Source organism: Herbaspirillum sp. GCM10030257 (genome assembly GCF_042666555.1).
Lineage (GTDB): Bacteria > Pseudomonadota > Gammaproteobacteria > Burkholderiales > Burkholderiaceae_D > Noviherbaspirillum.
Genome location: NZ_JBHTDH010000001.1, coordinates 208,488 through 222,677, shown reverse-complemented (window position 1 = coordinate 222,677; position 14,190 = coordinate 208,488). Strand labels below are relative to the sequence as shown.

Below are 14,190 nucleotides of genomic sequence, written 5' to 3'. Positions count from 1 at the left end.
CTTGTTCGCTGGGACTCCAGTAATGCTGAAAGAATACAATGCCGATTTTTGAAGGCATGCTGTCGAATGCTCCCTTGCCCGTAAACTACTGTATCTTCGAATTGAAGATGTTTGGCCGTGTCAGCCAGTTGGCAAGCTCTTGCGCCCGAATTGCATTCTCTGGTTTTTCTTTCCGCCATGATAAACAAACAGGACATAACGGCTAAATTCTGCTTAAAACAAGACGGAGATCGTGTTTTTCTAAAAACTACTAAGTACACCCATCGCCTTCTGCATCCTCTCAGCCAACATCGATGTATCACCGTGCGTCATCACCAACTCATGTGTCGCTCTCGTCATCGCCACATAGAGAAGCCTCGCCTCATCCTGTAATTCACCTTGCTCTTTTGAAGGCGCGCCAACACCCGGTATGCACACCAACGGAAATTCTAATCCTTTACTGCTATGCATAGTGATCAGTTTGACGCTGTCGTGTCGCGGTGAGTAGGAATGCGCTTTGTCCTGCTGCCATTGATACGGAATGCCCCTTCGCGCCAACACGTCGGCAACTAACTGCCCGACACCATAACGCCGATAGACAATCGCCATATCGTTCCATGCCATACCGGTCCTGTTGGCTTCTGTCAGCCGATTCGCAAGATACTCTGCTTCCTCTTTTAATGTCGGCAGCTTTATCAGCAGAGGCTTGGGTCCATGACGGCCAGTGCTCATTGGCTGCACCGTTGGAGCTTGATCTTCTTCGGTATCTTGGGCCGACAGCAGGTCTTCAGCAAAGGCGCGGGCAACCGATAAAATTTCAGCCGTGTTACGATAGTTCAGCTTGAGGATAGTTGTACGTCCTTTCGCCTGCACACCGACACTGGAAAACGAGAAGCGCAGCTTCTTCGGTCCGTTGTAAATCGATTGCGCATCGTCATACAAAACCAGAAGCGAGTTAGTGTCGGGGTGGATCATTTGCACAATCAGCTTGAACCATTCCGGTTTGAAGTCATGCCCTTCATCGATCAGGACGGCATCGTACTGCGCAGTCGGAATGAGTTTCTGATCGACGGAGCGGATGACACGCTCAACGCATGCCTCGAAGTAGGCATTGAGGTCGGCATTTTTTGCGGGTTTGCCGGCGTTGTAGGTATTCAGTTGACGGACACACCAGGCATGGAAGTTCACCACGTTGACCTTATCCTGTAGCCCCTTCGCTTCAATTATGCTGCCCAGCTTCGTGGCAAGCGTTTTGTTATAACAAAGCACGAGAATTGGACGCTGGCATACCTGTGCAAGGTGTTCTGCGCGGTATCCAAGAATAAGTGTCTTTCCCGAGCCGGCGACACCATGTATTACGCGGTGGCCTTCGCCGAGGCTGCGTGCGAGCTGCTCCTGTTGCAAATCCATGACGCGCAATATGTCCGGTATCTCTGTCGCAATCTGGCCCGATTCGGAAAACATATCTGTCTGAGCCGGTATGCGAACTTCAGGAAACATGTGCCAGCGTATGCGGTCGATCTGCGGCAAGGTGAGATGCATTGTGAACTTGACAGGAAACATATCCCACAGACGTTTCTGGAATGCTTCAATATCAACGGCCTCCGTCATCTCATCCTGGCAAATGACAAGATGCGCAGGTAACACGTCGCCAATATTTGCGCCATCAAACTGTTTGCGATTTATATTGGACAGCACTACGCCATGTCCGTAGGGGAAAAACGGTTTGCCTTTCAATGAGCCCGATGGCCATATCAGCTGCGGGTCCCGCTCAAGCTTGCTTGTCACTGCAAACATGTACTGCCGTGCCTGCTCAAGCGGATTGAGCACATGCTTTATTCCTTGATCAGTCAAGATCGCCGCGTGCTGCTTGTCCATGCTATGGATGGTGTCAAGCTTCCAGTCTTTAACCTCCAGGACCAGAAGGCCTCTGCTCGGATGGAACACGACAAAATCAGGATGCTGAGTACGCTCGCCGATGGACACGTCGTACCAGCATAGGTAATCGTCCTCAAGCTTTTCTTCCAGGCGGTATGCAAAGCGCCTTTCGCCGGACGTCATTCGGGACAGACATGAACCGATTGCTGGTATTAGCGCTGCCATAGTTATCCTCCGACCAAGTTTAACCAGATATTACCTTTAGTAATACTTCTAGTCAGCTTATTGGTAATTTCAGTGATCTTTCCCAATACAGCGCAGAGCGTGGAGTAAATGATTCAGCCATCTTGTAATAAACACATGGTCGCAGGCTGATTTCCCTGTCACGAAAATGACTCTGTATTAACGTTATAAGAAGAGGTCCATCTGTTACGCAGTGGTGGGGCACCGAAGAGCGGGCATCCTCCCGCCACTCCCTGCTGAACTGCGATGCGCCTTAAGTTTCACATAAGGGAATCGCGGTACAGTCGCGGCCTGTTTTTAAAAGTTGAACGGGGTGCAGTTTCATACCTTCCGGCGCTTACCCATCGTGCCTCAAGCACTGCCTATGGAATAACACAAGAACGCCGTTCGAAAGAACGGTGAGTTCAGCGTTGACATTCTTCATACCGGTCAATGCACCTAATCTGTACATGGATCTCTACCTTGAGTAGCGGGTAGCGGCATAAACGGCTTAGCTGCAGGGACCGACCATACATTCCATCCGTCGTGCGGCACGGTAAGAATGTTTTACTTGCAAGGTGCGCCCGATTTGCATTACCGCTGGTGTGCGTTTGACAGGCATGCCAAAGGCAGGCGACTGCGCCATCGCAAACATTTTCATCGACGGCTGCGCGCCTCGCGCGTCCCGTTCGCTACAGGAGATTTCATGCAACTTATTGTTTCTGTTGGATTGATCCTCAGCATCGTGCTTTGGGGCATCCTGTCACCGACTTCACTCGCCGCCGTATTTGATACGGCGCTCGCGTCAATCACCAAGAACTTTGGATGGCTCTATCTTTGGGCAGCCCTGGCGCTTGTGATCTTCGCGGTCTACCTGGCATTCAGCCGCTATGGCAACCTCAAGCTGGGAAACGATGAAGACGAGCCCGAATTTTCTCTGGGCGCCTGGTTTGCCATGCTGTTCGCCGCCGGGATGGGGATCGGGCTTGTGTTTTGGGGTGTGGCAGAACCGATCTCGCATTACAACGATGCACCGCCCGGACTCGTATCGGCGACGCCGGAAGCAGCCAATGCCGCAGTCCGCTACAGCTTTTTCCATTGGGGCCTGCACCCCTGGGCCGTGTATAGCATCGTCGCCCTGTCCATTGCCTTCTTCCAGTATCGGCGGCAGCGCCCGGCGCTGGTCAGCGAGTCCATTGTGACCCTGCCATGGCAACCGGTGCGGCATCTGGCCGGCCTGTTCGACGGTTTGGCGGTGATCGCAACGGCATTTGGCGTGGCAGCTTCGCTCGGCATGGGTGCTCTGCAGATCAACAGCGGCCTGGAAGTGGTCTTCGGGCTCTCAGTCAGCAAGAGCGCGCAGGTGGGTATCATCGTCGTGACCACCACATTGTTCATCACCTCCGCTGTCACCGGCGTTAGCAAAGGTATCAAGTGGCTGTCCAATTTCAACATGGTGGTGGCCGCGGTACTGACATTGGCCGTGTTCCTGCTGGGTCCTACTGTCGCCATTATCGATACGTTTACTAATACATTGGGGAGCTATCTCAGTGAATTCGTGCGCATGAGCCTGCGCATGACGCCCTTCCGGGAGAGCAGCTGGGTCAGCGGGTGGACAGTGTTCTACTGGGCTTGGTGGGTGTCATGGTCGCCCTTCGTCGGGCTATTCATTGCTCGCGTTTCACGCGGGCGCACTATCCGCGAATTTGTCATCGGGACCGTGCTGGTGCCTTCACTGCTTGCGTTTATCTGGTTCTCAGTGTTCGGTGGAACGGCACTTCACATGGAAATCTGGCAGAACGTACCCATTGCTGCCGCAGTAAAAGAGGACGTATCCACGGCGCTGTTTACCATGCTCAGCGCCATGCCGATGGGACTGGCGATGTCGATCGTCGCCACGCTATTGGTGCTGATTTTCTTCGTCACGTCCGGCGACTCGGCAATCCTGGTATTAGGGATGATGAGCACGCGCGGCAACCCCAATCCTTCGGCACGGATCAAGATCGTCTGGGGTTCGCTGATTGCGGGCATCGCGATCAGCCTGTTGCTGGCTGGCGGCATCAAGGCGGTGCAGACGGCCACCATCGTCTTCGCCCTGCCGTTCACCTTGGTGATTTTCCTGATGGTGGTATCGCTGTGGCGTGGAGTCCGTGAAGACTGGCAGCAAGAGCAGCGCAAGGAGCGCGAACTGCGACTGCGGCTACGCCAACTTATGGCGCAATGAAGTAGCGCAGGAAGCATTCGATCGAACAGCGATCTGTCTGGAGGCCGACGGCGGTGGCATGGAAGCGGCGCAGGCCACGACAGCAAACGCGTTCTTGCAGATACAGGATTTACAAAATTTACAAAAGCTCATGATAGTTAACTGGTAACCAGTTAACACTCTACGAATTGCATTTAATACCACTTTTTAGAAAGGCGAGCGATGGATGCCGCGATCAATTTTATTAACGACATCTTTTGGGGCTACATCCTTATTTACGGCCTGCTGGCGATCGGACTGTATTTCACATTGAGGCTTGGGTTCGTGCAATTCCGGCTGTTTCCGGAGATGTTCCGCACGGTCCTTGGCGGTGGTCAAAAGGACAGGGCGGGCATTACACCTTTCCAGGCGCTTTGCACCAGCCTCGCATCCCGGGTCGGTACCGGTAATATTGCAGGCGTGGCGGTCGCTCTTCATCTTGGCGGACCTGGCGCAGTGTTCTGGATGTGGATGGTGGCGTTGGTCGGCATGGCCACCGCCTACGCGGAGTCGACGCTTGCTCAGCTTTACAAAACCCGCAATAAGGATGGGGAGTATCGCGGCGGTCCTGCGTTCTACATGGCAAAGGGATTAAGGGCTCCCTGGGCGGGGGCGATTTTTTCAGTCAGTCTGATTCTGGCGTTTGGACTGGTGTTCAACGCAGTGCAGGCAAACTCGATTGCCGAAGCGATGGAAGGCGCGTTTGGCGTTCCCAAGCTGGGGGTCGGGATTGTGATTGCAATCATCAGCGCGGTGGTGATCTTCGGCGGCATCCGACAGATCGCACGCGTGTCCGAATTCATCGTGCCATTCATGGCGTTGGCCTATCTGCTGGTGGCACTCTACGTGATAGCGATTAACTTCACTGAAGTGCCCACGGTACTGATGCATATTGTGACCAGCGCTTTCGGCCTCGAAGCAGCGGCTGGAGGTGTTGCTGGCGCGATGCTCAATGGCGTCAAACGCGGGTTGTTTTCGAATGAAGCCGGTATGGGTTCAGCCCCGAACATAGCAGCAGTAGCTACGCCCGATCCGCATCACCCTTCATCGCAGGGCCTGGTTCAGTCGCTCGGCGTCTTTATCGACACCTTGCTGATCTGTACAGCGACCGCGCTAATGATCCTGCTGTCAGGCGCAATGGTGCCGGGCTCGGATCTCACGGGCACACCACTGACACAAGCAGCATTGCGGGAACATATCGGCGTCGCCGGCGACTGGTTTGTGGCGTTCGCCATTCTCCTGTTTGCCTTTACCTCCATCATTGGTAACTATTCTTATGCAGAGAACGCCATGGTCTTCCTGCGGTTGGGCGGGCCCGTGTGGATCGGCCTGTTACGCGTCGGTGCATTGGCGATGGTGGTTTGGGGATCCTATGAAAGTGTGAGCACCGTATTCAACGCAGCAGACGCAGCGATGGGATTAATGGCAACGATTAATATCATTTCTATTGCGTTATTGTCCGGCACCGTCGTCAAGCTTACCCGGGATTACATCGCCCAGCGCAAAGCGGGGCGCCGGCCTGAATTCCATCTCAACGACTACCCGGAACTGACTGAAGGGGTCGATGCCTCCATTTGGTCGCGGCGCTCATAAGCGGCCGCTATTCAGAAAAGAACATGAGAGAGGCCACTGGCATAAGTCTTTATGCCAGTGGCCTCTCCGTTCTTACATATCATTGATTGATACTTCAACGTCCCTGCAGACGCATCAGTGGATGCAGCATCAACTCTGGTGCGCTGGACTGATTACACCATAACAATGCATGCTGATCGAATTCCGTCAAAAGGTCTTCGGCTTGGGCACCGCTGATATTGAGCACCAGGTACGCTTCATCGGAAGCGTCATTACATCCTTCACGCTCGGCAGGAAGGGCTGCCAGCTTAAGCCTTTTGATGGCGGCAGCAAGCGCAGCATGGCGCGCTTTGTTTTTTGTTGTCGGAAGTTTTTGTCCCGCCGGATTATATGCCGTCACCACAACCGCAGTTAAAGCGTTATGGGTCTTAAGAAGTTGCGTCAGGTCGGAATTACGTATTCCGGCCTGGAGCCTGAGACGGCGTGGTGCGTGAACTGTGAACATTGTCGCGCGGCACACGGCACGCTGCTGAGCAGTCAGGTTTGCGTGGTCAATGGACGAAATGGTAAGAGCCTTCATGAGTGCCGCCAGGCGGATTAACAGGGGGAGAGATGAAGTAATAGGTTAATGCTTGTACTGTACAAGCATACAGTATTTTGTCATGAATCTCCGTGTCCCGGAAGCGACATCTTTCTCTAAAAGTAGGCGGCAGATAAAACAATGCGCCGGGCGTGGTATTTGAACGCGGTATCTGAAGGAGGTACTTATTCATGCCGCCCGTATCAAGCCGGCAATCCAGTATGAGAAAATTTTGGTATAGCCCTGCACGTTAAGCAATCATGCGAGAGAGCCCACACTCTGCTAGGCTCCTACGTCTCTTTTACTTTTACAGGAGTTTGCATGAAGAAATTTTCCATACTGTTCGCCGTGGTCACCATGATGGCAGGTACTGCGGCTATGGCCGACGAGGCGGTTGAAACGCTCGATTCGGGTGTCAAAGTGCAGAAAATCAAGACCGCAAAGGGACCGAGTCCCAAGGCTTCGGATACCGTAAAGGTACATTACCGAGGAACACTGCAGAACGGTACCGAGTTTGATAGTTCGTACAAGCGCGGAGAGCCTATTAGCTTTCCTTTGTCAGGAGTCATCCCCTGTTGGACACAGGGCGTTCAAAAATTGAACGTAGGCGAGAAAGCAAAATTATTTTGCCCGGCAAAAACTGCATACGGTGCGCGCGGAGCTGGTGGCGTGATTCCGCCAAACGCGGACCTTAACTTCGAAGTTGAACTCCTCGGGATTCAATAGAGTTCTTCGAGTTTCAAAGCGGTATGGACAACACGGTCTGGGTGGCAGCTAAGGCAAGGGAAGCAAATGCACTACGACGATGGCGAAACGGGTTTTATTAGCCGTATGGCATGTCGTTTTGCCGATGGTGCAAGCCCTAAGCTACAAGCTCTTGTAGTCGGTGACTACCTGCCGTCACGGTGCAGCATGCATACGTAGAATCCGTGTTGATGTGTGCTGCACTTACCGGTGCCCGCCAGTCCCGCTTATTACGCGACATCGAAAGACTGCTTTAATGTTATTTGAGCAGACCGTGTCTGCTCAAATGCATACTGGCCTTTTTCTAGCGGGCCATGCCATTGCGATAACTGCCGAAAGCTTCTTAGATCGTCTCAGCGATCGCACGTACTTTTCGCATGTCTTCTGCGCTCGGGCGGTCGTGATGAATGGCTTTGGCCATTGCGACGGCTTTGTCCAAGGCGTCGATGAAGCTTGTCAGGAATGTATAAGAACGGTTAGCGGCGTTGAGTGCGAGAGTTGTCATGGCTTTTCCTTTAACTTTAAATGTCTTGTGCTCTTGAAGACAATATAGGCTTCGCCCATCAACATTCCCAATTTCAAGTAGTGATGTGAAGTTATTCGATTTGTGAATGTTTGTGGAAAATGCTTTCAATTTAATAGATATCAACGTGAGAAAGTGCATCCTCTACGGGTCGCTTCCATTAGCCTGCTTTACCCTGCGTACAGATAGGACCTATGCGTTTTTTCAACTATCTGTTGATTACAGGAAATCGCTATAAGCGAAATTGCCTGCAGAGGTCGCACATCGCACATAACAAAGAACAAAGTCTTCCTAAAGGACAATGGGATGAAAGCGGTCCTCCGCGTATCAGTGGGCTCGTTTGATGAATAACGTATTCTTTTGATACCAGGCCACTAATTTGAAAACCATTGGTCGAACAGTTTCTATATGGTCAAACAACTTGTCTAACGTGCTTAAGCTACCGGATTTCATTGTCGTTAATTCAATGTTGGCCACCTGAAGCAGGACTTTGATCGGCGATCGCATTCGTATGCAATAAGGACTATGACTTCTCCAGATGTAACAGATGCTGGCGCCGGAAAGCCGGATAACGTTAAGCCAAGCTCCGCTGACAGGATGTTCCTGGCTCCGGAACTATTGGCGGCCCTCATTTTTTTGCTCGGCCTCCTTACCACCATAGGCTTGTGGCGGAATGCTCAAAATGATGCTCGAAGCGCGCTCCAGACAGAGTTCGACTTCCAGGTCCGCCAGACATCCCGGCATATCGAAGAGCGCATGGCGACGTACGAGCAAGTGCAGCGCGGTGTTCAGGCGTTCTTGCTTGGCTCACCAGATATCCGTCGTGAAGATTTCCGTTTGTACGTTGAATCATTGCGCCTGCAAGATACTTACCCAGGCATCCAGGGCATCGCGATATCGAAGATCGTGCACAGCGCCGACAGGCAGGCGCATGAAGAATCCGTACGAAAAGAAGGATTTCCGGATTACAAAATTTTCCCGGTATCCGAGCGTGCTATTTATTCGTCCATTACGCATATTGAACCGTTCTCGGGATTGAATCTGCGCGCTCTGGGATTTGACATGCTGACAGATCCCATTCGTCGTGAAGCAATGGAGCGTGCCAGGGATACCGGTCAGGCCGCTGCCTCGGGGAAGGTAAAACTGATTCAGGAAAATGGCAAAGACGAGCAACCTGGGCTGGTCATGTATTTCCCGGTCTATCGCCGTGGCGCCCCAACACTGACTGTTGCGGATAGGCGAGCCAGTCTGTTTGCGTGGATAGGAGCCCCTTTCCGGATGAACGATTTGATGGAAGGTCTTGGCGGCGAGCGCTCCAGCGACATTATTCTCGCTATCTATGATGGCAACGAAGTTTCAGAACGTTCAAAACTCTACTATTCGCTTGAAAACGCCTCGGCGCCGACCTTAAGGTATCAGCCGTCCTTTTTTCATACGGAACGCCGAATTCTGGTCGGTGGCCGTCCGTGGACGCTTGAAATAAGATCAAGTCCATCGTTCGAAAAGCGCCTCGGCAGTGCCATGCCGACGATTATTGCGCTAGGCGGCGTTCTGACCAGCGCTATGCTTTCCGCATTGGTCTGGGCGCTCGCTTCGGGGCGTCGCCGTGCCCTCTCGCTGGCAAACGACATGACTCACCACCTAAGTGAAAGCGAGTTTCGCTGGAAGTATGCGCTTGAAGGCGCGGGTGATGGGGTCTGGGACATGAATACAGAAACGGGCGAGATGATGTATTCAAAGCGCTGGAAAGAGATGCTGGGGTATGCGGATACAGACATCAGGGGTCAGAGATCCGAATGGGAGCGACTCATTCATCCTGACGACAAAGAGCGCGCATCGCGCGTCGCTGCGCAATTCTTGGAAGGCAGGGACCAGGGCTACTTCAACGAATTCCGGTTGCGTTGCAAGGACGGCAGCTGGAAATGGATACTGGCGCGGGGTACCGCGGTTAGTCGAAAGGAAGACGGTACGGTGCTTCGTGCAATCGGGACGCATACCGACATCACGCCACGCAAACAGGATGAAGATGCACTTCGTGAATCGAACAACCGGCTCGCCATGGAGCAACGCCGTATACAGGTGATTCTGGAAAATTCCCACGATGCTTTTGTTGCCTGGGATGCTTCAGGCCGTGTCACGGACTGGAATGCGAAAGCTGAAAAGATTTTTTGCTGGACCGCCGGAGAAGCAATTGGCACCGAACTGCCGAAGCTTATCGTCCCACCCGATGCACGCGCGGAACACCGCGCTGAAATATTGCGCATTACCTCATCCAGAGTTGAAAGCGTGATTGGCCAGGTCATCGAAATGGATGCCGTCGATAAGTTCGGAAACCTTATTCCTGTCGAACTGGCAGTCGCCGGAATTCCACAGACCTCCGGATATGCCGGCAGCGCATTTATCAGGGACATCAGAGAACGGAAGGCGGCGGAGAAAAACGAAGCTGAACGCGCCCGCGCCCTTGAAGAAACCCGAACAGCACTTCAGCATGCGCAAAAGCTCGAGGCAGTGGGCAAGCTTACCGGTGGCGTCGCGCATGACTTCAACAACGTACTTCAGACAGTCGGGGGCAACATTGAATTGCTCAAACATATCTTGGCCGGCCAACCTGCAGTGGAGAAGCGCCTGACCAGCATCATGGCAGCGGTAGACCGGGGCGCAAAACTTTCATCGCAACTTTTGGCATTTGCCAGACGTCAGCCACTGCAGCCGATCGCGTTAAATCCTTTACGGGTAATACAGGCAATGGATGATCTGCTGCGGCGCGCTTTGGGCGAGACCATCGAACTCGAGACCAGAGCGACCAAAGAGCTATGGAATATCTTTGCCGACCGCGGACAGTTAGAGAACGTTGTTCTCAACCTTGCTATCAACGCGCGTGACGCGATGCCGAACGGCGGCCGCTTGCTCATTGAAATGAAGAACGTTCACCAGGGATTTAAGGGAATATCTCTGCCGACATCTCTTCACTATGGCGAGTATGTGCAAATTGCTGTTATAGACAATGGTATCGGCATGGCGCCTGAAATAGCCGAACAGGCATTTGAGCCCTTCTTTACCACCAAGTCAATCGGCGAAGGCACCGGACTTGGATTAAGCATGGCCTATGGCTTCGTCACCCAAAGCGGTGGACACATCCGGCTTGATAGTGAAGCAGGTAGAGGGACGACCATCACGATCTATCTGCCAAGGGTGCTACAGCAGGAAGAGCCGGACACGTCGCCAGACCAGGGACTGATCATTGGAGGCCATGAAACCATCCTCGTGGTGGAAGATGATTCCGAAGTGCGGATGACAGTCGTTGGAATGCTTACGCGCCTCGGATACAAGGTGATGGAGGCCCATGATGGAAGTGCCGGTTTGGAAATGTTAAAAAACAACCATAACGTGGATCTCCTATTTACTGATGTCGTTATGCCTGGTCCTGTATCCAGCACGCAATTAGCACAAGAAGCGAGCCAACTTTTGCCGGGGCTCGGCATTCTCTTCACGTCAGGTTATACGCGCAATGCCCTTACTACCGGGGGGCGCCTGGAAAAAGGTGTACAGCTACTTAGCAAACCATACAATGAAGAACAGTTAGCCAAGAAAGTACGTCAGGTCCTGACATCAAGATCCCTCTTATCGACTGCCTCCACAAAATAGAGATGGCTACATGACTTGTAATACCGCCATTTTTGCTTCGGACCCAAGCCTGAGCTTTCTATTGCGGGAAGGAGAAATGAGGGCGCGCATCAGGGAGTTCGACTGGAGCAGGACGGAGCTGGGCTGTCCGAGTGCCTGGTCGACCAGTCTTAAAATGGCCGTGTCGATCATGCTCGATTGTGCAGTCCCCGTCTACATTGCCTTGGGGCCGCGTTTCATCCAGCTATATAACGATGCCTATATTCCTATTCTTGGTGAAGTCAAACATCCGAAAGCACTCGGGATAACGACCGCCGAAACATGGCATGAGATCTGGGATTTTGTAGAGACGCAGTTCACCGCGGTCATGCAATCCAATCGGGCGGTGTCCATGCAGCACAAGTTACTCCCGATGCTGCGAAACGGATTTCTCGAAGAGTGCTATTTCACGTTTTCGTATAGCCCGCTGGCCGATGAGACGGGGCAAGTCATCGGCGTATTCGTCACGGTCTGGGAAACCACAACAGAATTCGTCCACAAGCGGCGTGACCATGTCGCACGCATGCACCTCGAAAACCTGTCAAACGCGGCTGACATGCATGGTGCCTACGCGGCCTTCGAAAAGACGGTGCTTGAATGTGCGCAGGATCTGCCGTTTGGACTCTGGTATGAGACGAAACCGGATCGATCCGGCATGGAGCTGGTCGCCGCCGCAGGTATTCAACGTGGTTCGCCGCTTAGCCCCGAGCGTCTCGATCCGGAAGATGATGGTTTTTACAAAGGCTTGATGGACCTGACGACGCCTGTCAGGTTCACACAGCCCTTACCAAACGGCGTACTGCGCTGGGCCAGGGACAGTCTCCCCATGGCCGAGCCGACACAGGTTTGTATCATGCCGCTGTGCGACGTCCAATGCCGCCGTCCTAACGGATACATAGTCCTGGCTGTCAATCCAATGCGGCCGAATGACGATACGCAGGCGGATTTTCATGAAGCATTGCGATCAAGACTTGAAGACACGGTCCGTCGCGTTAACAGGTTTGACATCGAAAAACGGGAAAGGGAGCATCAGTTCCATACAGTCATGGAGGTGTTGCCTTGTATGGTATGGATGTCGGATACGGAAAAGTCATACATTTTCTTCAACCGCACCTGGCTGGCCTTCAGGGGACGTTCGCTCGCGCAAGAAGCCGGCACGGGCTGGATGCAAGGAATACATCCCGACGATATTGAAACAATAGAACGGGCGCAGGCAAATATCGATCAACGCATCGCTTTTACAACCGAATATCGGCTTCTGGATGCGCGCGGCACTTACCGCTGGGTGCTGGATGAAGCGACGCCGCGCTATGACATGAATGGCGAATTTCTCGGATACATCGGCACCTGCTTCGACATTTCCGAGCGCAAGCGAACCGAAGAAAATATGATGGCTTCGCAAAGGGAATTACGCAGCCTGTATGAACGTCTGCAATCGGCACGGGAGGAAGAACGCTGCGCACTGGCAAGGGAGGTGCATGATCAGCTGGGTCAGATTTTGTCTGCAGCAAAGATCGACATCAAACTACTGGAGGATGACTTTGCTTCTGAAGCCAGTATCATGTCGCAGCAGGCAGTGTTGCAGGAACTGCGATCTGCCCGCCACACCATCGACAGGTCGATTCAGGTCGTCCGACGGCTGGCGACAGAGCTTCGTCCTCCCGAACTGGAAAGCCAGGGCCTCGTTGCAGCGATCGAGTGGCATACGCGTGACTTCGAACGACGCACGAAAATCCGCTGCAAACTCGATGCAAGGCTGGATGTGCATCAATTGAGCGATGCCGGTACGATTGCATTATTCCGCATATTTCAGGAAGCGATGACCAACATTCTTCGGCATTCCAATGCATCCCGGGTACACATCATCATCGATTCCCGCGGTAACCGTGCACGGCTTCATGTGATGGATAATGGGGTCGGTATCGCACTGGCCGAGGTACGGAGCAAGAAGTCGATCGGATTAAAGGGCATGCGCGAACGAGCGACAATCGTCGGAGGGAAGTTGATTGTGGGAGCGCTAAAGACGTGCGGGACGCTGGTCGCCGCGACGGTTCCGCTTGCAGAAAACGGGAACCATTATTCCCAAGCGGCCACGCTGGGAGCCTTGCGTGGAGGACAAACTTGATACGCGTTGTCATAGCGGATGATCACGAACTTATTCGCGAGGGGATAAGAAAAATCATCCGTCCACAGAAAGACATTCAGATTGTTGCCGATGCTGCCGATCTTGCGCAGACCTTGCGGGCTACCAGTGAATATGCACCTGATATGGTGATATTGGATATCAGCCTTCCGGAATGCGACGGACTCGAAGGTCTGGAAGAGCTACGCCGGCGTTTTCCACAGATTCCTGTGCTGATACTGAGTATGTATGCTGAAGAGCGTTTTGCCATCCGCGCATTGAAGGCTGGCGCTTCCGGCTACATTACCAAAGCCATGGCAGCCGAGGAACTGATCAAGGCGATAAAAAAAATCATGGCCGGCGGGACCTACGTCAGCTCGCGCCTGGCGGAGCTTTTGGCGTTGGATGTGCGGCAGCCGGCAAGCGTGGTTCCTCATCAGTCTCTCACCGGGCGTGAATTGCAGGTAATGGCGAAGCTGGGCGCCGGCAAGCCGATCAAACAGATTGCCGCGGAACTGGCGATCAGTATCAGTTCTGTCAATACCTACCGCTTACGCATTTTTGACAAGATAGGTCTGACATCGAATGCGGCGATCATTCGTTATGCCATCGAACATGGCATAGTCGATGAAGGTCCTTGAGGATAAATCCGTCGGACGCACAGA

The 14,190-nt window shown here is 53.1% G+C and carries 10 protein-coding genes; 7 read left to right on the top strand and 3 right to left on the bottom strand.

All coding sequences use genetic code 11. The features are described 5' to 3' along the window. Positions 1 to 38 precede the first annotated feature (38 nt). Positions 39 to 206, top strand: coding sequence for a hypothetical protein (locus tag ACFQUU_RS00990; protein ID WP_382241321.1), 168 nt, complete (start codon positions 39 to 41; stop codon positions 204 to 206). A gap of 34 nt (positions 207 to 240) precedes the next feature. Here ACFQUU_RS00990 and ACFQUU_RS00985 read toward each other — a convergent pair whose 3' ends face one another. Continuing rightward, positions 241 to 2,082, bottom strand: coding sequence for a DEAD/DEAH box helicase (locus ACFQUU_RS00985; RefSeq protein WP_382241319.1), 1,842 nt, complete (start codon positions 2,080 to 2,082; stop codon positions 241 to 243). A 703-nt stretch (positions 2,083 to 2,785) separates the two neighbouring features. Between ACFQUU_RS00985 and ACFQUU_RS00980 the strand changes: the two genes are divergently transcribed. Continuing rightward, positions 2,786 to 4,303, top strand: coding sequence for a BCCT family transporter (locus tag ACFQUU_RS00980; protein ID WP_382241316.1), 1,518 nt, complete (start codon positions 2,786 to 2,788; stop codon positions 4,301 to 4,303). A gap of 201 nt (positions 4,304 to 4,504) precedes the next feature. After that, positions 4,505 to 5,914, top strand: coding sequence for an alanine/glycine:cation symporter family protein (locus tag ACFQUU_RS00975; protein ID WP_382241313.1), 1,410 nt, complete (start codon positions 4,505 to 4,507; stop codon positions 5,912 to 5,914). Between the two features lie 94 nt (positions 5,915 to 6,008). On the opposite strand, the gene ACFQUU_RS00970 is transcribed toward ACFQUU_RS00975, so the two are convergent. Continuing rightward, a complete protein-coding gene (locus ACFQUU_RS00970; RefSeq protein WP_382241310.1) occupies positions 6,009 to 6,473 on the bottom strand; it encodes a DUF3293 domain-containing protein in 465 nt (154 codons plus the stop codon). 321 nt (positions 6,474 to 6,794) lie between these two features. Here ACFQUU_RS00970 and ACFQUU_RS00965 point away from each other — a divergent pair, with 321 nt between their 5' ends. Further along, the gene (locus ACFQUU_RS00965; protein ID WP_382241307.1) at positions 6,795 to 7,199 is read left to right on the top strand and encodes an FKBP-type peptidyl-prolyl cis-trans isomerase; all 405 of its coding nucleotides are present in this window, start codon (positions 6,795 to 6,797) and stop codon (positions 7,197 to 7,199) included. Positions 7,200 to 7,560: 361 nt separating this feature from the next. On the opposite strand, the gene ACFQUU_RS00960 is transcribed toward ACFQUU_RS00965, so the two are convergent. After that, positions 7,561 to 7,722, bottom strand: coding sequence for a hypothetical protein (locus ACFQUU_RS00960; protein WP_382241305.1), 162 nt, complete (start codon positions 7,720 to 7,722; stop codon positions 7,561 to 7,563). Between the two features lie 543 nt (positions 7,723 to 8,265). On the opposite strand from ACFQUU_RS00960, the gene ACFQUU_RS00955 reads away from it, so the two are divergent. Genes ACFQUU_RS00955 through ACFQUU_RS00945 form a run of 3 tightly spaced genes read left to right on the top strand, consistent with a single transcriptional unit; the run spans position 8,266 to position 14,166 of the window. Continuing rightward, the gene (locus ACFQUU_RS00955) at positions 8,266 to 11,385 is read left to right on the top strand and encodes a CHASE domain-containing protein (RefSeq protein WP_382241302.1); all 3,120 of its coding nucleotides are present in this window, start codon (positions 8,266 to 8,268) and stop codon (positions 11,383 to 11,385) included. Positions 11,386 to 11,395: 10 nt separating this feature from the next. Further along, positions 11,396 to 13,528, top strand: coding sequence for a PAS domain S-box protein (locus ACFQUU_RS00950; RefSeq protein ID WP_382241299.1), 2,133 nt, complete (start codon positions 11,396 to 11,398; stop codon positions 13,526 to 13,528). Continuing rightward, positions 13,525 to 14,166 carry a response regulator gene (locus ACFQUU_RS00945; protein ID WP_382241296.1) on the top strand — a complete coding sequence of 214 codons (642 nt, stop codon included), beginning with the start codon at positions 13,525 to 13,527 and terminating at the stop codon, positions 14,164 to 14,166. The genes ACFQUU_RS00950 and ACFQUU_RS00945 overlap by 4 nt, the downstream gene beginning before the upstream one ends. The last annotated feature ends 24 nt before the right edge of the window (positions 14,167 to 14,190 follow it).

Coding starts and splice junctions, on each gene's coding strand:
- ACFQUU_RS00955 (WP_382241302.1), top strand. CDS start 8,266: ATGACTTCTCCAGATGTAACAGATGCTGGCGCCGGAAAGCCGGATAAC.
- ACFQUU_RS00990 (WP_382241321.1), top strand. CDS start 39: ATGCCGATTTTTGAAGGCATGCTGTCGAATGCTCCCTTGCCCGTAAAC.
- ACFQUU_RS00950 (WP_382241299.1), top strand. CDS start 11,396: ATGACTTGTAATACCGCCATTTTTGCTTCGGACCCAAGCCTGAGCTTT.
- ACFQUU_RS00970 (WP_382241310.1), bottom strand. CDS start 6,473: ATGAAGGCTCTTACCATTTCGTCCATTGACCACGCAAACCTGACTGCT.
- ACFQUU_RS00960 (WP_382241305.1), bottom strand. CDS start 7,722: ATGACAACTCTCGCACTCAACGCCGCTAACCGTTCTTATACATTCCTG.
- ACFQUU_RS00985 (WP_382241319.1), bottom strand. CDS start 2,082: ATGGCAGCGCTAATACCAGCAATCGGTTCATGTCTGTCCCGAATGACG.
- ACFQUU_RS00980 (WP_382241316.1), top strand. CDS start 2,786: ATGCAACTTATTGTTTCTGTTGGATTGATCCTCAGCATCGTGCTTTGG.
- ACFQUU_RS00975 (WP_382241313.1), top strand. CDS start 4,505: ATGGATGCCGCGATCAATTTTATTAACGACATCTTTTGGGGCTACATC.
- ACFQUU_RS00965 (WP_382241307.1), top strand. CDS start 6,795: ATGAAGAAATTTTCCATACTGTTCGCCGTGGTCACCATGATGGCAGGT.